The organism is Georgenia sp. Marseille-Q6866, assembly GCF_965111665.1.
The window spans coordinates 289099-315156 of record NZ_CBCOOR010000001.1 but is presented as its reverse complement, the minus strand read 5'-3'; the positions used below and the strand labels follow the sequence as shown (position 1 = coordinate 315156).

Below are 26058 nucleotides of genomic sequence, written 5' to 3'. Positions count from 1 at the left end.
TCCGCTCAAGGACCCTTCGCCGGAACGGTGCCGTCAAGCGCTGTGCTGAACCGTGCCCGGTAGTTGGAGGGCGTTGTTCCCAGGTGCCGGGCGAAGGCGCGGCGGAGCGTTTCGTCGCTGCCGAGGCCGCACAGCTGCGCAACACGCGTGAGGGTGTGGCCATCGAGGACGAGTGTGCGGGCGACGTCGACGCGGACCTGCTCGAGCCACCGTCCTGGTGGTGTGCCGAGCTCGGTACGAAACATCCGGTGGAGGTGGCGTTGACTGACGCCGGCCATGGCCGCCATCGTGGCCACCGTGTGTTCTGCAGCGGGCTCGGCGAGCACCGCGTCCATGAGTGAGCGCAGTTGTGGCGCCCGGGCGGGCGGGGTTTGCAGGACACTGGAGAACTGTGTCTGGCCTCCGGGGCGCTGCATGAACATCACCAGCTCGCGTGCGGTCTCGCGAGCGGTGTCTACCCCGAGGTCGGCCTCCACGAGTGCGAGGGCGAGGTCGATTCCGGCACTGATGCCGGCGGAGGTGAGGTAGCGCCCGTCGCGGACGTGGATGACGTCGGGCTCTACCTGCACCCGCGGGTAGAGCCGCGCCAACACGTGGGCATGACGCCAGTGGGTGGTGGCGCGGCGCCCATCGAGGTAGCCGAGCTCGGCGAGCACAAAGGCGCCGGTGCACACCGACGCCACCCGCTGGGCGCCGTCGGCGAGCCGTTGCACGGCAGCCAGGAGCGCGGCGTCGAACGGACCGCTTGCCAGGTGACGGCCGCCGGCCACCAACACTGTGTCCAGCGGGGCGATGTCGTCGGCCGCGATAGTTCCCGCCAGTGCCATCCCGGATGAGGCGACCACGGTGCCACCGGCCGGGGAAACGTAGGTGATGTCGTAGTGCTCACCGGACGGGTCGGCGTGGTGGAACACCTCGGCCGGACCGCTGGCGTCCAACAGCGTCATCCCGTCGAACACCACAATCCCGACGCGGTGCTTCATGTCCGAAACCGAGGGGTATCGGGCTGGAATGACATGGCGTGACCGTAGCAGTAGGCGCCACGATGGTTGAAGACCCCGTTCCCCTCCGAAAGGCGGCCCCGATGACCGAGATGATCGCCGGTGTCCAGATCCCCGACAGCGCGATGGCCAAGGATGCGACGGCGCTGCTGCGCGACGTGGCAACCCAGCTCGTGTACGACCACTCCCGTCGCGTGTTCCTGTTCGCGTCACTGCGGGGGCAGCGCGACGGCCTCGAGTACGACCCCGAGCTGCTGTACATCGGCACGATGTTCCACGACCTGGGCCTCACCGAGCGCTACCGCCGCACCGACCAGCGGTTCGAGATCGACGCCGCCGACGAGGCCCGCCGCTTCCTCGGAACCTACGGCATCGACGGCGAGGCGGCCGATCGGGTGTGGAACGCCATCGCCCTGCACACCACGCCCGAGATCCCGCTGCACATGGCCCCCGAGGTCGCCCTCGTGACCCGAGGCGTAGAGCTGGACGTCCTAGGAATGGGCTACGACACGATCACCGATGAGCAGCGAGCGGCCGTCGTCGCGGCCCACCCGCGCCCAGGCTTCAAGAAGCAGATCATCGCTTCCTTCGCCGAGGGCCTCAAGGACCGCCCGCACACCACCTTCGGCAACGTGAAGGCCGACGTCCTGGCCCACACCCAGCCCGGGTTCGAGCGTATGAACTTCGTGGAGATCATCCAGAACTCCGCCTGGCCAGAGTGACATCATCCTGCCGGTAGGGCCGGAGTGCGAAACCTCCCGGGTTAGCGAATAGAGCAACCCACGGGGAGACGGCCCACAGCCCGATCCTGGTCCCACATCCCCGTACGCGCCGCACTGACCCATATCGTTCGCCCCCTACCGTCATGTCTCGGTGAACAAGTCGGCTCTCGATGAGGAGAGCGTCAGCCGTGGCGGCGGCGCAGCTCCTCGAGGAGCGTGGCGATGTCGGCGCTGGCGTCCAGTGCTTCCCCGACGTGCTCGCGGCTGCCGCGCGCCGGCTCGGCCATGGGCAGGCGCACGAGGTGCTCCTCGCCCGGCACGTCGAGGACGACCGACTCCCACCCGGCCGCCGCGACCCCGGCGCCGTAGCGGCGGATCGTCTCGCCGCGGAACCACGCGCGCGTGTCCACCGGGGCGGCGTGGACCGCCTCGGTCACTTCCTCCGGGCTCACGATGAGCTCGACAGCACCGGACGCGGCAAGGCGCTGGTAGATGCTGCGCTCGGGACGCACGTCGGACCACTGGAGGTCGAGCGCAGCCAGGCGGGGGTCGTCCCAGCCGATGCCGTCGCGGCGGCGCATGCCCTCGAGCAGCCTGAGCTTGGCCACCCACTCCACCTCGGCGGCGCAGGACATCGGGTCCTCCCCCAGGCGGGTGAGCAACGAGTCCCAGCGGTCGAGGACCGCGCGCGTCTCGGCGTCGACGTCCTCGCCGAGAGCATCACCGATGACGTCGAGGTAGACCCGCTGGATCTCCAGCGCCGTCATCTGCCGCCCGTCGGCGAGCGTGAGCCGGTGGGTGAGGGTCGTGTCGTGGCTGACCAGCCGCGTCTCCGCCACGGAGTCGTCCAGCGCCATCGCGTCCAGGGCGAGCGGCACGGCGTCCTGCTCGAGCAGCCACAGCACGAGGGAGGTGGTGGCGAGCTTGAGCCAGGTCGCCACCTCGAGGAGGTTGGCGTCCCCGACGATGACGTGCAGGCGCCGGTAGCGCGACGCGTCGGCGTGCGGCTCGTCGCGGGTGTTGATGATCGGCCGGTTGAAGGTCGTCTCCAGACCGACGTCGTTCTCGATGTAGTCGGCCCGCTGGGAGAGCTGAAAGCCCGGCACCTCCGAGCGCTGCCCCAGGCCCACCCGGCCCGCGCCCGTGAACACCTGGCGAGTGACGAGGAAGGGCGTGAGGTAGCGGACGACGTCCCCGAAGGGCACCGCCCGGTCCATGAGGTAGTTCTCGTGGGTCCCGTAGGACTGGCCCTTGCCATCGACGTTGTTCTTGTACAGCGCGACGTCGGGCATCGCGGGCTCGGCGGCCAGCGCGGCGGCGGCGCGGCGCATGACCTCCTCCCCCGCCCGGTCCCACCGCACCGCGTCGCGCGGACCGGTGACCTCGGGGCTGGAGTACTCCGGGTGGGCGTGGTCGACGTACAGCCGCGCACCGTTGGTGAGCACGAGCGACGTCGCCGCGGAGGCCGGCTCGTCCACGCCCGGGCGACGGCGGTGGAAGCGTCCCAGCGCCGCGGCCCGCTCGGCCGGGGAGTCGGTGAGCTGGTCGGGGTGCGCCGCGGCACGGTCGAGACGGAAGCCGCGGGCGTCGGCCAGCGGGTCCTCCCCCTCGTAGTCCCACCGCGCCGTCGCGCCCTCGCCCACCGTCTGCGCGTACGCGACGACGACGGCGGCCGACAGAGCCATCGGGTTGGCCATCGGCTGCCCGGGCTGCAGGACCCCGTACTCGGTCTCGATGCCCATCATCCGGTGCACGGTCATCGGCCCGCTCCGCTCACAGGTAGTCGCGGGTCTCCACGACCCGCGTGGGCTCGGCGCCGTCGGTCATGCCCGACCCGCCGAGGGTGCGCATAAAGACGATCCGCTCGCCCTTCTTCCCGGCCACCCGCGCCCAGTCGTCGGGGTTCGTGGTCGAGGGCAGGTCCTCGTTCTCGCGCATCTCGGCGGCGTAGCCGGCGAGGAGGTGCGCGGTGCGCAGACCGCGCTCGCCGGTGGCGATGAGGTCCTTGATCGCCGCCTTCTTCGCGCGGTCGACGATGTTGGCCATCATCGCGCCGGAGGCGAAGTCCTTGAAGTACAGGACCTCCTTGTCACCACTCGCGTAGGTGACCTCGAGGAAGCGGTTGTCGTGCGTCGTCGAGTACAGGCGCTCGACGACGGCCTCGCCCATCGCGGCGACCGCGCCGGCGGCGTCGCCGTGGCGCTCGATCTCCTCGGGGTGGATGGGGAGGTCGGGGGTGAGGTACTTGGCGAGGATCTGCCGGGCGCCGTCGGCGTCGGGACGCTCGATCTTGATCTTCACGTCGAGGCGGCCGGGGCGCAGGATCGCGGGGTCGATCATGTCCTCGCGGTTGGAGGCGCCGATGATGACGACGTTCTCGAGCTTCTCCACGCCGTCGATCTCACTGAGCAGCTGCGGCACGATCGTCGTCTCGACGTCGCTGGACACGCCGGTGCCGCGGGTACGGAACAGGGAGTCCATCTCGTCGAAGAAGACGACGACGGGCAGCCCCAGGGCGGCCTTCTCCCGGGCGCGGGCGAAGATGACGCGGATCTGCCGCTCGGTCTCCCCCACGTACTTGTTGAGGAGCTCGGGGCCCTTGACGTTGATGAAGTAGCTGCCGGGGCGGTGCCCGTCGGCCTGGCCGGCGGCCTCGGCGAGCGAGGTGGCCACCGCCTTGGCGATGAGGGTCTTGCCGCACCCGGGCGGGCCGTACAGCAGGACACCCTTCGGCGGCTTGAGGCCGTGCTCGCGGTAGAGCTCGGGGTGGAGGAAGGGCAGCTCGACGGCGTCGCGGATCTGCTCGATCTGGGTGCCGAGACCACCGATGTCGCCGTAGTCGACGTCCGGCGTCTCCTCCAGCAGCAGGTCCTCGACCTCCGAGCGCTCGACGTGCTCGAGCGCGAAGCCGCTGCGCAGGTCGGCGAGGACGGTGTCCCCCACCCGCACGCCCGCGGCGGCCAGGGGCGCCGAGAGGCGCAGGACGCGCTCGTCGTCGGAGCGGGCGACGACGAGGACGCGGGTGTCGTCGACGACCTCCTTGACGGCGACGAGCTCACCGGTGTCCTCGAAGCCTCCCGCCTGGACAGCGACGAGCGACTCGTTGAGGCGCACGTGCTGGCCGGGGCGCAGCGCGCCCAGCGGCAGGGACGGCGCGGCGGCCACGCGCAGGCGGCGGCCGGAGGACAGCACCTCGAGCTCGCGCTCGGTGACGTGGACCGACAGGACGGTGGCGATGCTGGCCGGCGGGCGGGAGAGGGCGTCGAGCTGCTCCTGCATGGTGGCGAGCTGGTCGCGGGCGCCCTGGAGCGCCGTGGCGAGCCGCTCGTTCTTCGTCGCGAGGCTGATCGCCTGCTGCTCCAGCTCGCGCACGCGGTTCACGCGGAAGTCGTCCATCCCAGCCTCGGCCATGTCGGCCCCTTCCCTGCTCGGTACCGCCCCCACGGTAGGTCACCCACCGTGGGGGCCGCAGGCGCGGGTCAGAGGGTGGGCGGCTCGGACTCGTCCGCGGCGGTGCCCTCTGCCGGTCCCGCGTCCCCGGGCTGCCCGGAGGCCCGCAGCTGCTCGGCACGGTCCTGGTCGCGGCGCACGCGGCGCAGCTTCTTGTCCGAGACGGTGCGCTCGCCCAGGTCCTCCGCCCAGTCCTCCTCCACCGGGTAGGACCCCTTGGCGGGGCGGCGCTTGCGCAGCGGGGGCGTGACGCCCGGAGCCATCCGCCGGGTGGTGACGAGGAAGCCGGTGTGGCCGATCATCCGGTGGTCCGGGCGCACGGCCAGGCCCTCGAGGTGCCAGCCGCGCAGGAGCGTCTCCCACGCGCGCGGCTCGGTGAACTGCTCGGTGGCCTTGGCGTCCTCGACGAAGCGCGAGAGCTGGGTGGTGGTGGCGACGTAGGCGATGAGGACACCGCCCGGCGCGAGGGCGTCGGCCGCGACGGCGAGGTTCTCCCAGGGGGCGAGCATGTCGAGGACGATGCGGTCCACCGACCCGGGCTCGACGGCGGTGGGCAGGACGTCGGCGAGGTCACCGATGACGACCTCCCACGCGGGGTGGTCCTCCCCGAACCAGGCCCGCGCGTTGGACTGGGCGATGTCGGCGAAGTCGGCGCGCCGCTCGATGGACAGCAGCCGCCCCTGCGGGCCCACGGCCTGGAGCAGGGACATGCTCAGCGCACCCGAGCCGACGCCCGCCTCGACGACCCGCGCCCCGGGGAAGATGTCGGCCATCGCGACGATCTGCGACGCGTCCTTGGGGTAGATGACGGCGGCGCCGCGCGGCATCGACAGGACGTGGTCGGCCAGCAGCGGGCGCAGCACGAGGTACTCGACCCCGCCGGTGGTGGCGACGACGACGCCCTCGTCCCCGCCGATGATCGCGTCGTGGCGCAGGTAGCCGCGGTGCGTCTGGAAGGTGGCCTGCGGGTCGAGGGTGATCGTGTGCAGGCGGCCCTTCGGGTCGGTCAGCTGCACCCGCTCCCCGATCATGAGGGGTCCGCGACGGCGTGCGGGACCGAGCGGGCGGTCGGTGGCGGGTTCGGAAGTCACGGTCGACGAGTCTACGGGCCGTGACCGTCGGGCCTTCCGGCCGTCAGGCGGTCTGCTGCTCGGGGAAGCGGAGCCGGCTGCGCTCGCGCGCCTTGGCGGCCTCGACCTCCCGGTCCTTGGGCGGGGCGTGGGTGACGAGCGAGTCGAGGAGCTCGCGGGTGGCGGCGACGACGTGCTCCACCGCGTGCTCGAAGGCCTCGGCGTTGGCCTGCGAGGGCTTGGTCATGCCGGCGACCTTGCGCACGTACTGCAGGGCGGCGGCGTGGACCTCGTCGTCCGTGGCGGGCGGCGCGTAGTTGTGCAGGGGGTGGATGTTGCGGCACATGTCTCCAGGGTGGCACCGCGAGGGGCCACCGGGAAGACCTCAGGCGCCTCCTCTCCCGGCGGGGCCGCCGTCCTCGTCCAGGCGCCGCACGAGGCGCGGCCCGGCGACCTGCCGGTAGGAGCCGTCGAGCAGCTCGGCGACCTCCTGCCAGTCGACCTCCTCCGGCGCAGCGGCGGCAAGGTCGATCCCCACCCAGCCGAAGGGCCCGTAGTACGCGGGCACGAAGGCGCGCGGGTCCTCCTGGAGGGCGGCCAGCTCCTCCTCCCCGTCCGGGACCACGATGAGACCGTGCTCGTACTGGCGGCGCGTGCCGGCCGGACCCTTCGTGCCCCCGCCGTAGATCGCGAACATCTTGCGCGCCCGGAAGGTGGGCCGCCCGAAGGTCTCGACCTCCGTGGCGGAGGGGAAGCCGAGCGCGAGGGGACGCAGCCGGGCGAGGTAGGGATCGTCGTCGTCGTACATCCGCGGGTGCGGCACTGTCACCACCTCCTCATGACGGGAGGGTAGGACCGGGCACCGACATCGCGGGCCTGTTCACCGCGGGGCGTGGCGCAACGCCTCCTCGAGGCGGTCGACGGTGAGGACGCCGACGATCCCGGCCGGCCCGTCGGCGAGGACGACGACGGGGCTCGTGCGGGCGGCCCGGGCGGCGGCGCCCACGCCGTCGGCACCCAGGAGCTCGGTGACGACGCTCCCGGCGGGGAGCACGGAGGCGACCGCGGACAGCGGCGTGGTGGGACGGGCGTGCGGCGGGACCTGGGCGAGGACCGAGGGGTCGACGAGCCCGCTCACCCGGCCGCCGTCGTCGAGCAGGACGATGCGCCGCTGTCCCACGGTGTCCGCGGCCGCGACGGGGGCGGAGGCGGGCAGGGCGACGGCGGGCTCGGCGATGAGACGCAGGTCGATGTGCGCTGCGTTGCGGCGGGCGCGGGCGAGGTTGACGGCCTGGCTGGAGGCGGTCCACAGGTAGCCGGCGAGCAGCACCACCCACAGGACGGTGAAGATCGTCGGGCGCAGGCCCACCATGAGGGGCCGTCCCAGCCCGACGACGACGATGAGGACGGCGACGACGCGCCCGCCCCAGCCGGCGACGCTCGTCCCGGTGAGCCGGTCCCCCGTGATCTTCCAGACGATCGCCTCGAGGATGCGGCCGCCGTCGAGCGGGTAGCCGGGCAGGAGGTTGAAGATCGCGACGACGGCGTTGCTCAGCGCGGCGATCTGCCACACGACCGACGCGAGCGGGGAGTCGACCTGGAGGACGGCGATCCACGAGAGGCCCGCGAGGACCGCGTTGGCGAGCGGGCCGACGACGGAGACGAGCGCGGAGGCGCCGGGACTGCGCATGTCGGAGGTGAACTGGGTGTGCCCGCCCCACAGGGTGAGGACGTACTCGCGCGGCGGGGAGCCGACGGCGTGGCCGGCCATGCCGTGGGCGAGCTCGTGGGCGAGCACGCCGAGCAGGAGCATGAGGGGCACGCTCGCGGCGGCCATGACGGTGGCGGCCGTCCCGGCGCCCGGCACGACGCGGGTGATCGTCGGTGCGACGAGTGCGCCGAGGACGATCGCCATGAAGAACCAGGACGGGGCGAAGACGACCGGGACGCGGCGGACGTGCCCGATCACCCAGCCCGAGGACGTGCGCTCACCCAGCCGTGCCATTGCTGCAGCCTATGTCGCCTCGCGACCTTGCCCACAGCCTGGGCGGGGCTTCCCGGCCGTGTCGGACCCCCGACATACAGTGGCGCCATGGCAGTGAGCAGCACCGAGTCCCCCGCCCTGGCCTCCCCCACGGCGGAGCCGGCGGCGTTGCGCCCGGTGGCCCTGTCGCCGTCGCGCGCCAAGGACTTCATGCAGTGCCCGCTGCTGTTCCGCTTCCGGCTCGTCGACCGGCTGCCCGAGCCGCCGAGCCCGGCCGCGGTCAAGGGCACCCTCGTCCACAGCGTCCTCGAGCGGCTCTACGACCTGCCCGCTGCGCAGCGGGACCCGGCCGCCGGCGTCGAGCTCCTCGCGCCGGCGTGGGAGGAGCTGCGCACCGAGCGGCCCGAGGTCGAGGAGATGTTCGGGACGCCGGAGGAGCTCCAGGCGTGGCTCGTCTCGGCCCGTGAGCTCGTCGAGCGGTACTTCCAGGTGGAGAACCCGCAGCGGCTGGAGCCGGCGGAGCGGGAGAAGCTCCTCGAGGTGGAGCTCGGCTCCGGCATCATGCTGCGCGGCTTCGTCGACCGGATGGACGTCGCGCCGAACGGCGCGGTGCGGGTGGTCGACTACAAGACCGGCCGCTCCCCGCGGCCGCAGTACGCCGCGGACGCCCTGTTCCAGATGCGCTTCTACGGCCTCATGCTGTGGCGCCTCACCGGCACCCCGCCGCGGCGCCTCCAGCTCGTCTACCTCGCCGACGGGCAGGTCCTCACGCTCGACCCCACCGAGAACGAGCTTCTCGCCACCGAGGAGCAGGTCGAGTCGATCTGGGGTGCCATCACGCGCGCCGCGCAGACCGGTGACTTCCGCCCGCGCGTCTCGCGGCTGTGCGACTGGTGCAGCTTCCGGGACAAGTGCCCGTCCTTTGGCGGCACGCCCCCGGAGCCGCCGGAGGAGGGCATGGACCGCCTCCTCGCGGCCGTCGGGCGGACGGCGGCCGGGGCCACCGCGGTGCCGGCCGTCGCGGGCGGGACGACGGTTTAGCGCCGCCGCTCCCGGAGCCGGCGCTCAGGCCTGCGGCAGGTCCATCGTCGCGGGGTCCCAGCCGGTGCGCTCACCGGCGTCCAGGGCGTCGATCGCGGCAAGCTGGTCCTCGTCGAGCTCGAAGCCGAAGAGGTCGATGTTCTGCTCGATCCGCTCGGGCGTCGCCGACTTGGGAATGACGATCCGCCCACGCTGGAGGTGCCAGCGCAGCACCACCTGGGCAGGTGTGACGCCGAGGTCCTTCGCCGTGCGCGTGACCTCCGGCTTGTCCAGCGCGGCACCCCGGCCCAGCGGCGAGTAGGCCTCCACGGCGATGCCGGCCCGCTCGGACGCCTCCGTCACGGCGCGGTTCTGGAACCCGGGGTGCACCTCGACCTGGTTGACGGCGGGAAGCACGTCGGTCTCCGCACGCAGCCGCTCCAGGTGCTCGGGCAGGAAGTTGGAGACGCCGATCGCCCGGGCGGCGCCGTCGGCGTGGAGCTTCTCGAGGGCGCGCCAGGTCTCGACGTAGCGGTCCTTGCTCGGCACCGGCCAGTGGATGAGGTAGAGGTCGACGACGTCGAGTCCGAGCGCGCGGCTGGAGGCGTCGAAGGCGGCGAGGGTCTCCTCGAGGCCGTGGTCCTTGTTGCGGACCTTGGTCGTGACGAAGACGTCCTCACGGGGCAGCCCGACCGCACGCAGCGCGGCGCCCACGCCCTCCTCGTTGCGGTACGCGGCAGCCGTGTCGATGTGCCGGTAGCCGGCCTCGAGGGCGGTCTCGACCGCCCGCTGGGTCTCCTCGGCCGGCACCTGGAACACTCCGAAGCCGACCTGAGGGATCTGGACGCCGTTGTCGAGGGTGAGGGCGGGAACGGTCATGGGTCCTCCTGGACTGTCGGGGAGCGGATCTCAGGCCACGACGGTGGCACGCCCCGTCAGTGTCGGCCCCGAGAGGGTCCTCGGCATGCCGAGACCAGGCTCCGGAACACTGTCCTCGCGGAGCGCCTCAGCTCCTCGAAAACCGTCCCTCCCCGCCCCCCTCGCCCATAGCCTTGGCCCACTTCCCCGGAGTCGCGAGGACGGCGGGGCCTCGTGAGGGGGTCGGACATGGACAGAAGGCACTGGTTGGTGGCCTTTGGCGCTGCATCCGTCGTCGTTGGCGCAGGTGCCGCGATCGTGGGAGGCGGTGACGTTCCCCGCGATCTCTCTCGCGATGTCCCACGCGACGATGACTTCGTTTTCATGGACGACCTTTCCCCGGAGCAGCAGGTCGCCTACCGTCGCATCGAGATCGAGAACCTCATGATCCAGGGTGGTGAGCCATACACCCAGGAGGACGTCGACAGGGAGCTCGCCGAGCTGCTCGAGGCCGAGCGACTGTTCCCGCAGGAGGTACACGACATCCCGCTTTCAGAGGTTCCGAACGTCCCCCTCGAGGACACCGGCGACGCCGACATCACCAACATCGTCGTCGACGACGGCCGGTGAGACGCGCGGCCGCTGCTACCGGACGAGTGGCTCGCCGGACGCGACGGTCGCGAGCTCGCTGAGCGTGAGCCCCTCGAGCGTTGTCAGCATGCTGAGCCCGGGCCCCGGCGCGATCTCGACCATGAGCGGCACGGCGATCGTCGCCGCGCCCGAGGCCAGCGCCGAGGCGACGCCCGGCACCGAGTCCTCGACGGCCACGCAGTCGCGGATGTCGACGTCGAGCATCTCGGCGGCCCGCAGGTAGGGCTCGGGGTGCGGCTTGCTGTGGGTGACCTCGTCCCCCGTGACGACGGCGGAGAAGGTGCCGGCCGGCAGGGTCTCGATGACGGCCTCGGCCATCGAGCGGTAGGACATCGTCACGAGCGCGCAGGGCACGCCCGCCTCGACCAGGGCCGTGAGGATCTCCCGGGCACCGGGCCGCCACGGCGGGCCGTCGGTGCGGATGTGCTCGGTGACGCGGCGGACGAGCTCGGCCGCGACCTCGTCGTCCGTGCCCGGCACGCCCAGCTCGCGGAGCTTCGCCGCGGTGTGGGTGATCGGCTTGCCGACCATCGCCAGCCCCTGCTCGTGGGTCCAGGTCCCACCGTGCTCGGCCGCCAGCGCGGCCTCGGTGGCGATCCAGTACGGCTCGGTGTCGACGAGGGTGCCGTCCATGTCCCACAGGACGGCGGCGGGGAGTCGCAGCGCGTGGTCGGGGCGTGCGGACGTGGCTGAGTTCGCGAGGGTCAAGCGAGGCTCCATCGGTCAGCGACGGCGCCACGACCGACCGGTCGTCGGCGCTGCGTCGCACGGCAGGTCTTCGTCCAGGCTACCTGGGCTGACGGTGTCGACCAGGCGGCCGGGCCACATGGCATGAGCGCGCGGGTGGACTCACGCTCGCCGGAACTCGGCACGCCACGACGGGCGCCCGTCGGCGTCGATCTCCTCGACCGCGACGGTCGTGAGCCCCTGCGTCGCGAAGGACTCGAGCTCGGCGCGGGTCAGCGGCCAGGGCGGGCCCTCGTCGTCGGGCTCCTCCGCAGCGGCCTGGACGACGAGCAGGGTGCCGCCCGGCGCGACGAGCGAGCGCACGCCGTCGACCATCGGGCCGCGCACGTCACGGCTCACCGCCTGGACGGTGTAGATCTCCACGACGAGGTCGAAGGCGCCGGCCCAGGCGGGCGGCAGGTCGAGGAGGTCGGCGACGGCGTACGTCACCGGCGAGCCGACGTTCCTCGTCCGCGCGGCGGCGACGGCGGACGGGGAGACGTCGAAGGCCGTCGTCGCGTAGCCGAGCCGCGCGAGGTGCTCGGCGTCCGCCCCCAGGCCACAGCCGACGACGACGGCGGTGCGGCCAGGCCCGTCAGGCGGCCGCGCCCAGGAGGCCAGGGCGGGGTGCGGATCGGTCCGGTCCCACGGCGTCGTCACCTCCCCGCGCCGCGCGGCCGACCAGAGCCGCTCGAACCAGGCCGTCGGGTGGGCGGGGTCGGCGTTGCCGAGCCGGTCGGCCTCTCTCTGCCACGCGCGCCGGTCGGACATCGCAGTCTCCCGAGGGTCAGTGCGGAACGGGCGTGCCCGCGGGACCACTGTCCCGGAGGTCTGCGGCGCGGACAAGACCCGACACGCGCGTGGTCATGGAACGGCTCAGTCGCATACGGAACAGGCCGCGCACGGCACGCGACATGACGTCGGAAGATAGCCTCCCGCCATGGCGGATGACGTGTGCACCCCGGCCGATCTCGCCCGTGAGCTCGATGTGTCCCCAAAGCGGGTCCGCGATGTCCTCCGAGCGCAGTACGGGCTGCTGGCCGAGCGAGGCGCAACGCGCTGGATGCTGAGCAACGAGCAGGCCGAACACGTGCGGCGCACTATCGCGTATAGGCGGTAGGTCTCAGGTCGGTCCACTGACCTCCGCACGCGCGCCTCCGGTGGCCACGCCCGGTCGAGAACACAGGAGGTCCGCTCGCCCGCATAGGCTGAGCGGATGACCGAGCAGCCTGAGCCCAGCACGGCGCCCGAGAAGGACGCCGAGCGCACCCCTGCCATCCTCCTCGCCGCGTTCGAGGGGTGGAACGATGCCGGCTCCTCCGCGAGCCAGACGCTGCAGGTGGTCGCCGAGGCGTGGGGCGCTCACGAGGTGCACGACCTCGACCCGCAGGACTTCCACGACTTCCAGGTCAACCGCCCGATGAGCGTGCGTGACGAGGACGGCGTGCGTGTCCTCAAGTGGCCGACGACGACGATCTCCGTGGCCCGCACGCCGGTCGCCGGGCGCACGGTGGTCCTCGTCCAGGGCATCGAGCCCTCCTTCCGCTGGCTCGACTTCTGCGAGGAGATCCTCGACATCGCCGAGGAGTGGGAGGTGGGCAGCGTCGTGAGCATCGGCGCCCTCCTCGCCGACGTCCCGCACACCCGGCCGGTCCCCTGCCAGGTGACGAGCGACGACCCCGGCGTCCAGGCCCTCCTCGGTGTCGAGAGCTCGGAGTACGAGGGTGCTGCGGGCATCGTCAGCGTCCTCGCCCAGCTCGCGCAGGAGCGCGGGATGCACGCGATGTCGCTGTGGGCCGCCGTGCCCCACTACGTCGCGCAGCCGCCCTCCCCCAAGGCCACGCTCGCGCTCCTCGGCTCGCTGGAGGAGCTCGTCGGTGAGCCGCTGCCCCTCGGCGACCTCGTCGAGGAGGCGCGCGCCTGGCAGGCGGGCGTCGACGAGCTCGCCGAGCAGGACCCGGAGGTGGCCGAGTACGTGCGCCAGCTCGAGGAGGCCAAGGACACCGCCGAGCTGCCCGAGGCCACCGGCGAGGCGATCGCCCGCGAGTTCGAGCGCTACCTGCGCCGCCGGGACAAGGGCGGGGGCACCCCTCCCCCGCCGCCCGTGCGCTGAGCCCTCGCTAGCTCGGCGTTGACCACGCCGCCGGCCAGCGTGACGATGCTGCTCAGCCACAGCCACACCACCCCGGCGAGCACGAGCCCGATCGTCTGCGCCGCGGCGGTCACCGCCGCGCCCTCGACGTTCTCGCCGCCCGGCGCGCCGGGTCCCGCGAGGCGTAGGTAGGCGCTGAAGCCGACCGACACGAGGACGAGCCCCACGGTGCCGACGGCCGCGCCCGGCAGGCAGCGCCGCCACGTCGTCGTGATGTTCGGGCCGTAGCGGTAGACGATGGTGAGGTACGTCGTCGTCACGACGGCCAGCGCCGGCCACCGCAGCACCGACCAGGACACCTGGAAGAAGGCACCGAGGCCGAGCTGGTCGGCGATCTCCTGCCCGTCGCCCAGCAGTGGGCCAATGACGACGAGCGCGAGGATGACGAGCAGCGTGATGACGGCGCCCAGCGCGAGGGCGATGCCGAGCGCGTACTGGCCGACGAGGCCGCGCCGCTCGGGCACCCGGTAGGCGTCGTCCAGCGCCCGGATGGCCGCGCGGAACATGCGGCTGGCGAGCCACAGGGCCACGAGCACGCTGCCGACGGCGACGCCGGCGCGTTCCTCGCGCAGCAGCCCCTCGATGAGCGGGGCGAGCACGTCGGAGGCGACCTGCTCGGCGAAGACGGTGGAGACGGCGTCGACGAGCGACTCCTCGATCCGCGTCACGGCCTCGGCGCCGACGAGCCGCTCGAGGAAGCCGAGGCTCGCCCCCAGTGCGGTGAGGAGCGGGACGAGGGAGATGAGCCCGTAGTACGTCATCTCGGCGGCGAGCCCGGTCACCCGCACGTCGATCGCCCGTGTCCACGAACCGACGGCGACGGCGAGCAGGTTGGTCCCGCGCGGTCCGACGTGGTGGCGCTCGGCCCAGGACTCGGCCCGCTCGGCGAGGGTTGGTCCCTCGGCCGACCGTTCGCGCAGCGGCGTGAGCCAGCGCGCGTTGACGACGGCACCGAGCGCGATGAGGGCCGCCGTGCCGGCCGCGGCCGGGACGAGCACCCACCACCCGCCACCGCCGGCGAGCAGCGGCAGGCCCGCCAGCGCCGCGCCGAGGAGGGCGAGGATCGTCGTCGACGCCGTGCTCAGGCGTGCACGGACCGCGTCCACCTGGCGCGCGAGCACCCCGCCGCCCAGCCCGACGAGGAGGACCGCGACGGCCAGCACGGGATCAGGGGGTGACGGCCACGCCGAGGAGGGCGTCGACGGTCCGGGCGGCGAGCGCAGGGCCGCGGTCCGGGCCGGTGTGGGCGGCGCCGTCGTCGTACTCGGACGCCGCCACCCACGCGTCGACGGCGTGGAGGGCGGTGGGGGCGTCGAGGTCGTTGGCAAGGGCGGTGCGGACCTGCTCGAGCATGCCGGTGGCGTCGAAGCCGCGCTCGGCGCTCATCGCCCGGCGCCACAGGGCGAGGCGCTCGGTGGCGGTCTCGAGCTGGGCGGGGGTGTACTCCCAGTCCTCGCGGTAGTGGTGGGCGAGCATGACCAGGCGCACGGCCATCGGGTCGACGCCCGAGGCGACGAGCTGGGAGACGAGCACGAGGTTGCCCAGCGACTTGCTGATCTTGGCGCCGTCGTAGGCGACCATGCCGCCGTGCGCGTGGACGCCCACGGCGCTGTCGCGGCCGGTGAGCATGCGCAGGTGGGACTCGCTGCACGCGTGGTGCGGGAAGACGAGGTCGCTGCCGCCGGCCTGGACCTCGACGGGCACGCCGAGGAACTCCCTGACGATGCTCGCGCACTCGATGTGCCAACCGGGGCGCCCGGCGCCCAGGCTCGCGCCGTCCCACTGCGGCTCGCCCGGGCGGGCGGTGCGCCACAGCAGCGGGTCGAGGGGCTGACGCTTGCCGGCGCGGTCGGGGTCGCCGCCGCGCTCGGCGAAGAACTCGGCCATCTCGGCGGCGCCGAGGCCGCTCTCGGTGGCGAACAGCGGGTCGGCGGCGGTGTCGGCGTAGACGTCACCCACGCCGTGGCCCTGCGCGTCCGGTTCCGCCACGCGGTAGGCGGCGCCGCTCGCGAGCAGCTCCTCCACGGCGTCGACGACGAGCGGGATCGTCTCGACCGCCCCGACGTAGTGAGCCGGCGGGACGATGCGCAGCGCCGTCATGTCGCCGCGGTAGAGCTCGGTCTGCTCGGCAGCGAGGTCGCGCCAGTCCACGCCGGTCGCCGTGGCGCGCTCGAGAAGCGGGTCGTCGACGTCCGTGACGTTCTGCACGTACCGGACCTCGCGGCCCGCGTCGCGCCAGGCGCGGACGAGCAGGTCGAAGGCCAGGTAGGTGTTCGCGTGCCCCATGTGCGTCGAGTCGTAGGGGGTGATCCCGCAGACGTAGAGGCTCGCGGGCCCCTCCGCCGCCGTCGCGACGAGCTCGCCGCTGCCGGAGTCGGTGAGGTGGACCTGGTGGCCACGTCCGGGGAGATCGGGAAGGTCAGGGGCGGGCCAGGAGTGCACGAGGGGCAGCCTAACCGTCAGCGCGCGGCGGCCACGACTCGGACGAGGTTGCGCCACGGGTCCTCGACCTCGAGGGTGCGACCGTCGTCACGGAAGGACCAGCCCTTGGTCCGCAGTCGGTCGGTGAGCGCGGCGATGTCCTCGGAGTCGGGCACGACGATGTCGACGACGCCCAGCCCGAGCGCCGGGACGCGCGGGCCGGCGCCGGCGCTGTTCCACGTGTTCATCGCCATGTGGTGGTGGTAGCCGCCGGCGGAGACGAACAGGGCGCTGGGCATCTCGAAGGTCGCCTCGAAGCCGAGCGTGTCGACGTAGAACTGCTTCGCCGTCGTCGTGTCCCCCACCTGGAGGTGCACGTGCCCGACGACGGCGGGGTCCGCCGTCGCCGTGGACAGGCGGCCGGCGTCGAGGTGCTCACCGAGGTAGGCGTTGGGGTCCAGGGCGATGGTGTCCATCGCCACCTGGCCGTCGGTCCACGTCCACGTGTCGCGGGGGCGGTCGAGGTAGAGCTCGATGCCGTTGCCCTCGGGGTCGGTGAAGTAGAAGGCCTCGGAGACGAGGTGGTCCGAGCTCCCGACGAAGCTCTGCGGCGCCAGGCGCGCGAGGGAGGCGACGGCGGAGGCGAGGGCGGCGGGGTCCTCGAAGAGGATCGCGGTGTGGAACAGGCCGGCGTCGCGGCGGCTGCCGCGCGGCAGGCTCGGGTCGTGGCGCAGCACGACGATGGGGCGCGAGCCGCGGCCGAGGACGGTCTCGTTGCCCTCCGCGCTGATGACGGTGAGGGCCAGGCCCTCGACGTAGTAGCGGGTGAGCAGGTCGAGGTCACCGACGAGCAGGGTGACGGGACCCATCTCGGTGTCGGCGGCGAGCAGGTCGCGGTTGCCGGCAGCACGCGTGTTGGTGCCGGGCAGGGAGTGCGTCGCGGTGTTCGTCATGCCCCCATCATAGTTGATGCGTCAACTATGTGCGGGAGAGATCTGTCACGCCGCTATTCGCCGGCCCCTACTCCGCGCCGGCGGCGGCCCCCAGCGGGTCGAGGACGCCCGCGGCCACGCCCGCGACGACGAGGGCCGCCAGGACGATCCGGTAGACGACGAACGGCATGTAGGAGTACGTCGACACGATCTTGAGGAAGGCGATGATGACGAGGAAGCCGACGCCGAAGGCGACGACGGTCGCGATCGCCGTCGCCGCGGCTCCGGGGGCGTCCGGGGCGGGGTCGGCGCCCAGCAGCTGGTAGAAGCCCGAGCCGAAGACGGCCGGGACGGCCAGGAGGAAGGAGTACCGCGCCGCGGCCTCACGCGTGTAGCCGAGCAGCAGCCCCATGGTGATCGTCCCGCCGGAGCGCGAGACCCCCGGCACGAGGGCGAGGGACTGCGCGAGGCCGAACAGCAGGCCGTCGCGCAGGGTGAGCTCGCGCAGCTCCTTGCGCTTGCGGCCCATCCGGTCGGCGATGCCGAGGAGGATCGCGAAGCCGGCGAGCATGGCGGCGGTGATGTAGAGGTGCCGCAGCGAGGTCTCGATCGCGTCCTGGAAGAGCAGCCCGAAGACGACGATCGGCACCGAGCCGATGATGATGTACCAGCCCATCCGGGCGTCGGGGTCGCTGCGCGGCACCGTGCCGCGCCACGGACCGACCGGCAGCGCCCCGAACCAGGCGCGGATGATGCGCCAGATGTCCTTGCGGAAGTAGATGAGCACTGCCGTCTCGGTACCGAGCTGGGTGATCGCCGTGAAGGCCGCCCCGGGGTCACCCCCACCGGGCAGCAGGTCCCCCACGATGCGCAGGTGCGCACTGGAGGAGATGGGGAGGAACTCCGTGAGTCCCTGGACCACGCCGAGCACGATTGCTTCCCACCACGTCACGAGGGATCACCTTACGTGCCGCGGGCGCCGGTAGCGTGAGCGCCATGGAACTTCGCAGGGCCGGGCGCAGCGGGCTGCTCGTGTCGTCACTCGGGCTGGGCACGATGACCTGGGGGCGGGACACCGACGAGCACGAGGCGGCCGAGCAGCTCTCGCTGTTCCTCGACGCCGGCGGCACGCTCATTGACACCGCCGCCTCCTACGGCGACGGCGCGGCCGAGGCCCTGCTCGGGAGCCTCCTCGCGGAGGTGGACCGCCGCGACGTCGTCCTCTGCTCCAAGGCGGGCGTGCGCCGCACCTCCCGCGGCAACCGCCTGGACGCCTCGCGCACCACGCTCCTCGACACCCTCGACGAGTCGCTCGCCGCCCTCGGCACCGACCACCTCGACCTGTGGCTCGTCCAGTCCCACGACCCCGAGGTCCCCGTCGAGGAGACGCTCTCGGCGCTGCGGCACGCCGTCGCGACCGGGCGCACGCGGTACGCGGGCCTGTCCAACCACCCCGCCTGGTACCTCGGCTACGCCGCCGCGAGCCTGGACACGGACGCGACCGGGCTGGCCGCCGTCGAGGTCGAGTACTCGCTCCTCGAGCGCGGAGTCGAGCACGAGGTGCTCCCCGGCGCGGAGGCGCTGGGCGCGGGGGTGCTCGCGTGGTCGCCGCTGGGCCGCGGGGTGCTCACGGGCAAGTACCGCAGCACGATCCCGGCGGACTCGCGCGCGGCGTCGCCGCACCTGCGCGGCTTCGTCGAGCCCTACCTCACCGACCGCTCACGCGGCATCGTCGAGGCCGTCGCGACGGCGGCGGACGGGCTGGGGCGCACGCCGCTGGAGGTCGCCCTCGCCTGGGTGCGTGACGCGCCGGCGGTGAGCTCGGCGATCGTCGGGGCGCGGACCGCCACGCAGCTGCGCGGGGTGCTCGCGGGGGCCGACCTCGAGCTGCCCGGCGCGATCCGCCGGGCGCTCGACGACGTCAGCGCCGAGTGAGTCCTACTCCTCCTCGACCTCGTCGAGGCTGAAGTCCTCGAGGTCGTCGTCCTCGTCGAGGTCGTCGTCGTCGTCGCCGTAGGCCTCGAGGGGGATCTCGACCTGGTAGGCGGTGTACAGGGCGTCGTCGTAGGTGAAGAACGCGTCCTCCACCGTGGCGGCGGCGTCCTCGATGGCGGGGGACTCGGGGTCCTGCGCACTGCTGGCGAGCTCGAAGTGCGCTTCGAGCGCGGCGATGAAGCGATCCAGAGCGGCGCGCGGGTCGATTGACATGGGATGACCGTATCGCGCCTGGTAGGAATGGGCACAGCCCGCCCGGGCAGCGGTGACGATGGGAGACAATGGGTTACGACATGGCCTGGTACACCCCTGAAACTTCCCCCCGTCCCGATGTCCGCAGCGCCTCCCAGTACGAGTTCCGCGTGCTGTCGCTGCCGCCGACGGCCAGCCGCTCGCAGGTGCGGCAGCTCCTCACCGAGGAGGCCGAGTACGGCCGTTGGGAGCTGGCCCGCACCCGCCTCTACATCGGCGGCAGCCGCAAGGTGTGGCTGCGCCGCAAGATCATCAAGGTCCGCAGCACCCTGTAGCCGCGTCAGGCAGTGCGCAGCAACCGCTCGAGCACCCGCACGCCGAAGCGCAGGGCGTCCACCGGCACGCGCTCGTCCACGCCGTGGAACATGCCGGCGAAGTCGAGCTCGGGCGGGAGCTGGAGCGGTGCGAAGCCGTAGCCGGTGATGCCCAGGCGCGCGAGGGACTTGTTGTCGGTGCCGCCGGAGAGCATGTAGGGCAGGACGACGGCGCCCGGGTCCTCGGCGTCGATGGCCGCGACCATGTGGTCGACGAGATCGCCCTCGAAAGGCACCTCGAGCGCGCGGTCGCCGTGGATCGCCTCGATCCGCACGCCCGGGCCGGCGAGCTCGGCGAGCGTGGCTCGCACCGTCTCCTCCTCCCCCGGCAGGAAGCGGACGTCGACGGCTGCCTCCGCGCTGCCGGGGATGACGTTCGCCTTGTACCCGGCGTTCAGCTGGGTGGGGTTCGCGCCGGTGCGGAGCGTGGCGCCGACGAACTTCTGTGCCGGGCCGAGCGCGCGGACGAGACGGTCGATGCCCTCGGGGTCCTCGGGGTCGAAGGTGGTGCCGGTGAGGTCGGCGACGCCGCTGAGCAGCTGGCGCACCGTGCCGGTGAGGTGCAGCGGCCAGGAGTGCGCGCCGATCCGGGCGACGGCGCCGGCGAGCCGGGTGACGGCGTTGTCGGTGTTGACCTGGGAGCCGTGCCCGGCGGTGCCCTCGGCGAGCAGCTTGAGCCAGGCGATGCCCTTCTCGGCGGTCTGGAGGAGGTAGACGCGGCGGCCGTCGATCTCCACCGAGTAGCCACCCACCTCGCTGATTGCCTCGGTGGCCCCCTCGAAGAGCTCGGGGCGGTGGTCGACGAGCCAGCGGGCGCCCTTGGCGCCACCGGCCTCCTCGTCGGCGAAGAGGGCGACGACGACGTCGCGCCGCGGCCGCCAGCCGGTGCGGGCCATGTCACGGACGACCGCGAGGATCATCGCGTCCATGTCCTTCATGTCGACCGCGCCGCGGCCCCAGATCATGCCGTCGCGCACCTCGGCGCCGAAGGGGTCGACCTGCCAGTCCTCGGCCTGCGCCGGCACGACGTCGGTGTGGCCGTGGAGGACGAGCGCCGGGAGCGTCGGGTCGGTGCCCTCGATGCGCAGCACCACCGAGGCACGGCCGGGCTCGGACTCGATGAGCTCCGGCTCCCAGCCGACCTCGGTGAGCAGCTCGGCGACGTACTCGGCGGCCTTGCGCTCCCCCGGCCCCGAGCCGTCGCCGTAGTTGGACGTGTCGATCCGGATGAGCCGCCGGCAGATCTCGACGACCTCGTCAGTGGGAGCAGTCATGCCCCGACCCTAACGCGGGCACCGGACCCCACCCCTTCTCCCGCCGAGCGCTGAGTTGTTACGGGCGTCCCCTCCCGGGCGCCCCCTCGCGCCGAGCGCTGAGTTGTGACGGGCGCCCCCCCCCGCGCCGAGCGCTGAGTTGTTACCCGTAACAACTCAGCGCTCGGCGCAGGAGGGAGGGAGCGCGCGGGTAACAACTCAGCGCTCGGCGCAGGAGGAGGGGAGCGCAGGAGGGAGGGTCTCGGTCAGGTGGTGAGGCCGCGACGCTCGAGGAGCGGGCGGATGTCGGCGTCGCGGCCGCGGAGCTCGCGGTAGAAGCTCAGCGGGTCGGCGCTGTGACCGCGCGAGAGGAGCACCTCGCGGAAACGCTGGCCGGCGGCGCGACCGGGCAGGCCGCCGTCGTCCTTGGGCGCGTCCGTCTCGAACCACCGCACCGTGTCGGCGTCGAGGACCTCGCTCCAGATGTAGGAGTAGTAGCCCGCGTCGTAGCCGCCGCCGAAGGTGTGGTTGAAGTACGTCGAGCGGTAGCGCGGCGGTACGAGCCGCACCGACGCACCGGCGCGCTCCAGCGCCCGGGTGGAGAAGTCCTCGACCTCCGCGGGGTCGGTGGGCACCTCGTCGGGGCCGACCTGGTGCCAGGCCTGGTCGAGGAGCGCCGCGCCGAGGTACTCGGTGGTCGCGAAGCCCTCGCCGTACTGGGCGGAGGCGAGCAGCGCGTCGAGGAGTTCGGTGGGCATGGGCTCGCCGGTCTCGTGGTGGCGGGCGTAGCGGGCGAGGACCTCGGGGTCGCGTGCCCACATCTCGTTGACCTGGGAGGGGTACTCGACGAAGTCGCGGGGCACGTTGGCGCCGGACAGCGAGGGGTGGTGGACGTCGGAGAAGAGCCCGTGCAGGGCGTGGCCGAACTCGTGGAACGCGGTGATGACCTCGTCCCAGGTGAGCAGCGTGGGCTCCCCCGGCGCCGGGCGGGTGATGTTGAGGTTGTTGACGACGACGGGGCGCTGGCCGAGCAGGTGGGACTGGTCGACGAGGTTGTGCATCCACGCCCCGCCGCGCTTGCCCTCGCGGGCGTAGTAGTCACCGACGAAGAGGCCCAGCGGGCGGCCGTCCTCCTCGGTCACCTCCCACACGCGCACGCCGTCGGCGTAGCCGGCCAGCTCTGGCCGCTCGGTGAGCGTGATCCCGAAGAGCCGGTGGGCGGCGTGGAAGACGCCGTCGCGCAGGACGCGCTCGAGCTCGAGGTAGGGGCGCAGCACGGAGTCGTCGATGCTGAAGCGCTCCTGGCGCACCTTCTCGGCGACGAAGGACCAGTCCCAGGGCTCGACCTGCCCGCCGTTGGCCGCCGCCAGCTCCTCGGCCTCGGCCGCGGCATTGGCGACGGCGGGCGGGGCCAGGCGCGCGAGCATCTCGTTGACCGCGGCGGTGGTGCCGGCCGTGCCGTCCTCGGCGACGTAAGCGGCGTGGTGCTCGTAGCCGAGCAGCCGGGCGCGCTCGGCGCGCAGCCGGGCGATCTCGAGCAGCGTCGCGCGCGTGTCGCTGGCCTCGTCGACGCCGGTGCCGCGCTGCACGGAGGCGGTGAAGAGCTCCTCGCGCAGGGCGCGGTCCTCGGCCTGGGCGAGCAGGGCCTGCTGGGTGGGCAGCTGGAGGGTGATGAGGTGGCCCTCGCGGCCGCGGTCGGCGGCGGCCTGGGCGAGGCCGGCGACGGTGCCCTCGTCGAGCCCGGCGAGGCGGGTGTCGTCGGTGACGTGGACGGCGCCCGCGTCCATCGCCTTGACCACGCGCTGGGAGAACTCGGTCTCCAGGGTGGTGAGGCGGGAGTTGAGCTCACGCAGCCGGGTCTGGCTCTCGCCGTCGAGCCGGACGCCGGCGCGGACGAAGTCCTTGCGGTAGGTGCGCAGCAGCCAGGCGGTCTCGGCGTCGAGGTCCTGCCCGGTGAGCGCCTCGAGGCGGTCGAAGATCCGGCGGTCGAGGTAGAGGGCGTCCCAGTGCGCCGACTGGAGCGGGGCGAGCTCGGCCTCGAGCTCGCGCAGCTCGTCGTTCGCGCAGGAGGAGACGAGGGTGCTGAGGACCGGGCTCACCCGGCGCAGGAGGGCGCCGGACAGCTCGAGCGCCTCGAGGGTGTTGGCGACGTCCGGCTCGGCCGGGTCGGTGGCGATGGCGTCCCACTCGGCCCGCTGCTCCGCGAGCCCGGCGAGCATGGCGGGGCGCAGGTGCTCGTGGCGCACGGCGGTGAAGTCGGGAAGCTCGAAGGGCAGGTCCGAGGGGCTCGCGAAGGGGTTGTCCGCGGCAAGGGTGGTGTCGGTCATGGGGCCATTGTCTCCCTGCCCGCAGGCCGCACGGGCTGCAGGAGGAAGTCGCAGCGAGCGGCTCCGGTCGCCAGGGCGCCGGTCCTGGTGAGGCGCACGCTGCGCGGCATCTGCTCGAGGACCACCTGGTCGCCGTAGCAGAAGACGCCCGTCAGCTCGGGGGCGGCGTAGTGCCGCAGCACCCGGAGGTAGAAGCAGGTCGTGACGTCGAACCGGAGGCCGGCCTCGTCGTCCTGGCCCCAGCCGATGGTGAACCCGGCCGGCGGGAACGCGCGCGGGACCAGCCGTCTCGTCACGCGGCGCAGCCGCCCGAAGGGCACACCCACGCGGTCGAGGACCCGGACGACTCGCAGCACCGCCAGCAGCTGCGCCGTCATGAGGTCGCGCACCACTCCCCTGGCCACCGCGGCGTCACCGTGCTCACGGCTGAGCACCCGGTAGGCCGCCAGGTCGGGGAGGATCGCCTGCCGGACGTGGAAGCGCAGCGCCCGGCTCTCCTCACCCCACGGTGGGCGCCGGGCGAGGAGCGCGGAGTACTCGGCGTCGACCGCCCGGGCGAGCTCGCGGCCACGCACGCCGTACCGGGCGACGAGGGCGCGGCGCCACCAGCGGCGTCGCGGCACGTGGACGCGTGAGGGCATCGGGGGCTCCCCTCGCCGACGGGACGCCGGCCGCGGGACGGTGCGGCCGCCTGCGCCCAGGCTACGCCTCGGGCATGCCCCGCCGAGCCGGTACCGCGGGCAGCCGGCCGCGGATCCGGGCGGGCCACGACGGCACGGCAGGAGTACCGTCGAGGTGTCGGAGCTCGTGCGGGACAGGAGATCCACGACATGCGAGCGATCATCGGCAAGACCCTCGTGCTCCTGGGGCTCCTCGCGGCCATGACGGCCGCCGGTGGCCCGCCCGTCGCAGCCGACGGCGCGCCCGCACCGCCGTCGATCAGCGCGGGCGGTCTCCACACCTGTGCGGTGACGGCCGCCGGCGCCGCCACGTGCTGGGGCTTCAACGAGGACGGGCAGGTCGGTGACGGCACCAACCGTGACCGTCACGAGCCGGGCGACGTCGTCGGGCGGGCCACCGGGACCGCCGCCGTCGCCACCGGCGACCGGCACACGTGCGCCCTCACCGACGACGGCGGCGTGCAGTGCTGGGGCAGCAACGAGACCGGGGAGCTCGGCACCGGCGTCACCGGGTACGGCACCGGCTCCCCCGTGCCGGTGGACGTGGTCGGGCTGGGCGCGGGTGTCGCCGCCGTCAGCTCCGGCCACGGGTTCACCTGCGTCGTCACCGTCGACGGCGGCGCGCAGTGCTGGGGCAGCAACAGCCGCGGACAGCTGGGCGACGGGGCCGACGTCGAGATCCTCGCCAACCCGAGCTCGCCCGTCCCGGGGGACGTCATCGGGCTCGACCGCAGGGTGGCGGACATCAGCACCGGTCAGGCCCACACCTGCGCCCTGACCGACGTCGGCGCGGTGCTGTGCTGGGGTGCCAACTCGGACGGCCAGCTGGGGGACGGTGGCACCGACACGACCTCGGTGCCCGTGCACGTCGTCGGGCTCGACCGAGGCATCGCCGCGGTCAGCGCCGGCGGTCAGCACACGTGCGCCCTCACGGAGGACGGCGCGGTGCTGTGCTGGGGACGCAACGGTGAGGGGCAGCTCGGGACCGGAAGCAGGACCAGCAGCAGCGTCCCGGTGCCGGTGAGTGGGCTGGACGGCGGGGTCACCGCGATCAGCGCCGGGCAGTACCACACGTGCGCGCTGACGGACGCTGGCGACGTCACCTGCTGGGGGTCGAACACCTTCGGCGAGCTGGGCAACGGCTACGAGGACCAGGACCCCAGCGAGACCCCGGAGGACCACGTGCTGACCCCGGTGCCGGTGCTCGGGCTGGACGGTGAGGTCGCGGCCGTCAGCGCGGGCGGCGGCCACACGGTCGCGCTCACCACGTCCGGTGAGGCGTGGGCGTGGGGAGACAACTACTACGGCCAGCTGGGCGACCGCGCGCTGCAGAACCGCAACGTGCCGAGCCGGGTGCACGCGCTCGACCTCGACGGTCCCCTCGTGGCGACCCCCGGGCGGGGCGGGCAGTGCCTCACGAGCGGCGCCACCGTGGCGCTCACGGTGGTCGGTGGCACCGGGCAGGACGTCGCTCTCTCGGCGACGTCCTCGGACGAGTCCGTCGTCCCCGCGAGGAGCATCCGATTCGGCGGTGACGGCGCGAACCGGACGGTCTCGCTGCGCGTCTCCCCCGGCGCCGGGGCACGAGCGGCGACGGTGGAGGTGACCGCCGAGGCGGCGTCCGGGACGTCCACACTCACCGTGAGCGTCCGCGTGGGCACGAGCGGCCCGGACACGCTCAGGGGCACGCCCGGCGCGGACCTTCTGCTGGGCGGGCGCGGGGCCGACACCCTCACCGGCCGTGACGGCGCGGACACGCTGTGCGGAGGCCTCGGCGACGACAGGCTCCTCGGCAGCGACAGGGAGGACACCCTGGTCGGCGGCGACGGTCGCGACGACCTCGGCGGAGGCGACGACGGCGACCTCCTCGCCGGGGGCGACGGGAACGACGTCCTGCGCGGCCAGGACGGGGAGGACACGCTCGTGGCCGGCAACGGTGACGACGACCTCCGGGGCGGCGACGGGAACGACGTGCTGCGCGGCGAGAGGGGCCGTGACCGGCTCGAGGGCAGCTACGGCGACGACCACCTCGACGGCGGGCGTCACGACGACGAGCTCCGGGGCGGGACCGGCGACGACCAGCTGCACGGCGGGCCGGGCGAGGACGGTCTCGACGGCGGTCGCGGCGCCGACGTCCTCTACGGCGACGAGGGCGCGGACCACTTCCGTGGCGGCCCCGGCGTCGACGCCGCCTACGACTTCAGCAGCGAGGAGGGCGACACCAAGGACCGGACGGTCGAGAACACCTGA

At 73.1% G+C, this 26058-nt stretch carries 26 protein-coding genes; 8 read left to right on the top strand and 18 right to left on the bottom strand.

What is annotated here, in order from left to right:
- Positions 1–5: 5 nt before the first annotated feature.
- Complete coding sequence (locus ACWPXV_RS01530; RefSeq protein WP_454083563.1) at positions 6–983, bottom strand: GlxA family transcriptional regulator; 978 nt, start codon at positions 981–983, stop codon at positions 6–8.
- 101 nt (positions 984–1084) lie between these two features.
- On the opposite strand from ACWPXV_RS01530, the gene ACWPXV_RS01525 reads away from it, so the two are divergent.
- Positions 1085–1723 carry an HD domain-containing protein gene (locus tag ACWPXV_RS01525; RefSeq protein WP_454083562.1) on the top strand — a complete coding sequence of 213 codons (639 nt, stop codon included), beginning with the start codon at positions 1085–1087 and terminating at the stop codon, positions 1721–1723.
- Positions 1724–1905: 182 nt separating this feature from the next.
- On the opposite strand, the gene dop is transcribed toward ACWPXV_RS01525, so the two are convergent.
- From dop to ACWPXV_RS01495, 6 genes are all read right to left on the bottom strand, one after another.
- Positions 1906–3483 (bottom strand): depupylase/deamidase Dop, encoded by a 1578-nt coding sequence (gene dop / locus ACWPXV_RS01520; RefSeq protein ID WP_454083561.1) that lies wholly within the window; start codon positions 3481–3483, stop codon positions 1906–1908.
- Between the two features lie 13 nt (positions 3484–3496).
- Positions 3497–5134, bottom strand: coding sequence for a proteasome ATPase (gene arc, locus ACWPXV_RS01515; protein ID WP_454083560.1), 1638 nt, complete (start codon positions 5132–5134; stop codon positions 3497–3499).
- A gap of 68 nt (positions 5135–5202) precedes the next feature.
- On the bottom strand, positions 5203–6204 hold the full coding sequence (locus ACWPXV_RS01510; RefSeq protein WP_454083634.1) for a tRNA (adenine-N1)-methyltransferase: 1002 nt from the start codon (positions 6202–6204) through the stop codon (positions 5203–5205).
- Between the two features lie 103 nt (positions 6205–6307).
- Positions 6308–6589: a DUF2277 domain-containing protein gene (locus ACWPXV_RS01505; protein WP_454083559.1), complete on the bottom strand. Its 282-nt coding sequence runs from the start codon at positions 6587–6589 to the stop codon at positions 6308–6310.
- Between the two features lie 39 nt (positions 6590–6628).
- Positions 6629–7066, bottom strand: coding sequence for an MmcQ/YjbR family DNA-binding protein (locus tag ACWPXV_RS01500; RefSeq protein WP_454083633.1), 438 nt, complete (start codon positions 7064–7066; stop codon positions 6629–6631).
- 57 nt (positions 7067–7123) lie between these two features.
- Positions 7124–8248 (bottom strand): site-2 protease family protein, encoded by a 1125-nt coding sequence (locus ACWPXV_RS01495; protein ID WP_454083558.1) that lies wholly within the window; start codon positions 8246–8248, stop codon positions 7124–7126.
- Positions 8249–8335: 87 nt separating this feature from the next.
- Between ACWPXV_RS01495 and ACWPXV_RS01490 the strand changes: the two genes are divergently transcribed.
- The gene (locus tag ACWPXV_RS01490; protein ID WP_454083557.1) at positions 8336–9268 is read left to right on the top strand and encodes a RecB family exonuclease; all 933 of its coding nucleotides are present in this window, start codon (positions 8336–8338) and stop codon (positions 9266–9268) included.
- Positions 9269–9292: 24 nt separating this feature from the next.
- Here the strand turns inward: ACWPXV_RS01490 and ACWPXV_RS01485 are convergent, their stop codons facing one another.
- Entirely contained in the window at positions 9293–10126 is an 834-nt protein-coding gene (locus ACWPXV_RS01485; RefSeq protein WP_454083556.1) for an aldo/keto reductase, read from the bottom strand.
- Between the two features lie 228 nt (positions 10127–10354).
- Here ACWPXV_RS01485 and ACWPXV_RS01480 point away from each other — a divergent pair, with 228 nt between their 5' ends.
- Positions 10355–10735, top strand: a complete 381-nt coding sequence (locus tag ACWPXV_RS01480; RefSeq protein ID WP_454083555.1) for a hypothetical protein — start codon at positions 10355–10357, stop codon at positions 10733–10735.
- A gap of 15 nt (positions 10736–10750) precedes the next feature.
- On the opposite strand, the gene ACWPXV_RS01475 is transcribed toward ACWPXV_RS01480, so the two are convergent.
- Both ACWPXV_RS01475 and ACWPXV_RS01470 read right to left on the bottom strand, forming a co-directional pair.
- Positions 10751–11464, bottom strand: coding sequence for an HAD family hydrolase (locus ACWPXV_RS01475; protein ID WP_454083554.1), 714 nt, complete (start codon positions 11462–11464; stop codon positions 10751–10753).
- A 141-nt stretch (positions 11465–11605) separates the two neighbouring features.
- Complete coding sequence (locus ACWPXV_RS01470; RefSeq protein WP_454083553.1) at positions 11606–12253, bottom strand: class I SAM-dependent methyltransferase; 648 nt, start codon at positions 12251–12253, stop codon at positions 11606–11608.
- A gap of 169 nt (positions 12254–12422) precedes the next feature.
- Between ACWPXV_RS01470 and ACWPXV_RS01465 the strand changes: the two genes are divergently transcribed.
- A complete protein-coding gene (locus ACWPXV_RS01465) occupies positions 12423–12602 on the top strand; it encodes a hypothetical protein (protein WP_454083552.1) in 180 nt (59 codons plus the stop codon).
- Between the two features lie 96 nt (positions 12603–12698).
- A complete protein-coding gene (locus tag ACWPXV_RS01460; protein ID WP_454083551.1) occupies positions 12699–13595 on the top strand; it encodes a PAC2 family protein in 897 nt (298 codons plus the stop codon).
- Here the strand turns inward: ACWPXV_RS01460 and ACWPXV_RS01455 are convergent.
- The 4 genes from ACWPXV_RS01455 to ACWPXV_RS01440 all read right to left on the bottom strand — a co-directional run bounded on the left by ACWPXV_RS01455 (position 13538) and on the right by ACWPXV_RS01440 (position 17939).
- Positions 13538–14797: a YihY/virulence factor BrkB family protein gene (locus ACWPXV_RS01455; RefSeq protein ID WP_454083550.1), complete on the bottom strand. Its 1260-nt coding sequence runs from the start codon at positions 14795–14797 to the stop codon at positions 13538–13540. The two genes, ACWPXV_RS01460 and ACWPXV_RS01455, sit on opposite strands and share 58 nt — an antisense overlap.
- 4 nt (positions 14798–14801) lie before the next feature.
- Entirely contained in the window at positions 14802–16076 is a 1275-nt protein-coding gene (gene mshC / locus ACWPXV_RS01450) for a cysteine--1-D-myo-inosityl 2-amino-2-deoxy-alpha-D-glucopyranoside ligase (protein WP_454083549.1), read from the bottom strand.
- A gap of 17 nt (positions 16077–16093) precedes the next feature.
- Positions 16094–17008 carry a VOC family protein gene (locus ACWPXV_RS01445; protein WP_454083548.1) on the bottom strand — a complete coding sequence of 305 codons (915 nt, stop codon included), beginning with the start codon at positions 17006–17008 and terminating at the stop codon, positions 16094–16096.
- A 67-nt stretch (positions 17009–17075) separates the two neighbouring features.
- Positions 17076–17939: an undecaprenyl-diphosphate phosphatase gene (locus ACWPXV_RS01440; RefSeq protein WP_454083547.1), complete on the bottom strand. Its 864-nt coding sequence runs from the start codon at positions 17937–17939 to the stop codon at positions 17076–17078.
- 44 nt (positions 17940–17983) lie between these two features.
- Between ACWPXV_RS01440 and ACWPXV_RS01435 the strand changes: the two genes are divergently transcribed.
- On the top strand, positions 17984–18922 hold the full coding sequence (locus tag ACWPXV_RS01435; RefSeq protein WP_454083546.1) for an aldo/keto reductase: 939 nt from the start codon (positions 17984–17986) through the stop codon (positions 18920–18922).
- Positions 18923–18925: 3 nt separating this feature from the next.
- On the opposite strand, the gene ACWPXV_RS01430 is transcribed toward ACWPXV_RS01435, so the two are convergent.
- The gene (locus ACWPXV_RS01430) at positions 18926–19195 is read right to left on the bottom strand and encodes a DNA primase (protein ID WP_454083545.1); all 270 of its coding nucleotides are present in this window, start codon (positions 19193–19195) and stop codon (positions 18926–18928) included.
- Positions 19196–19275: 80 nt separating this feature from the next.
- Between ACWPXV_RS01430 and ACWPXV_RS01425 the strand changes: the two genes are divergently transcribed.
- A complete protein-coding gene (locus tag ACWPXV_RS01425; protein WP_454083544.1) occupies positions 19276–19509 on the top strand; it encodes a DUF5703 family protein in 234 nt (77 codons plus the stop codon).
- Positions 19510–19514: 5 nt separating this feature from the next.
- On the opposite strand, the gene ACWPXV_RS01420 is transcribed toward ACWPXV_RS01425, so the two are convergent.
- From ACWPXV_RS01420 to ACWPXV_RS01410, 3 genes are all read right to left on the bottom strand, one after another.
- Positions 19515–20822 carry a M20/M25/M40 family metallo-hydrolase gene (locus ACWPXV_RS01420; protein WP_454083543.1) on the bottom strand — a complete coding sequence of 436 codons (1308 nt, stop codon included), beginning with the start codon at positions 20820–20822 and terminating at the stop codon, positions 19515–19517.
- Between the two features lie 245 nt (positions 20823–21067).
- Positions 21068–23128 carry a M3 family metallopeptidase gene (locus tag ACWPXV_RS01415; protein ID WP_454083542.1) on the bottom strand — a complete coding sequence of 687 codons (2061 nt, stop codon included), beginning with the start codon at positions 23126–23128 and terminating at the stop codon, positions 21068–21070.
- Positions 23125–23769 (bottom strand): L-2-amino-thiazoline-4-carboxylic acid hydrolase, encoded by a 645-nt coding sequence (locus ACWPXV_RS01410; RefSeq protein WP_454083541.1) that lies wholly within the window; start codon positions 23767–23769, stop codon positions 23125–23127. Before ACWPXV_RS01410 ends, ACWPXV_RS01415 begins: the two co-directional genes overlap by 4 nt.
- Before the next feature lie 189 nt (positions 23770–23958).
- On the opposite strand from ACWPXV_RS01410, the gene ACWPXV_RS01405 reads away from it, so the two are divergent.
- A complete protein-coding gene (locus ACWPXV_RS01405) occupies positions 23959–26058 on the top strand; it encodes an RCC1 domain-containing protein (RefSeq protein WP_454083540.1) in 2100 nt (699 codons plus the stop codon).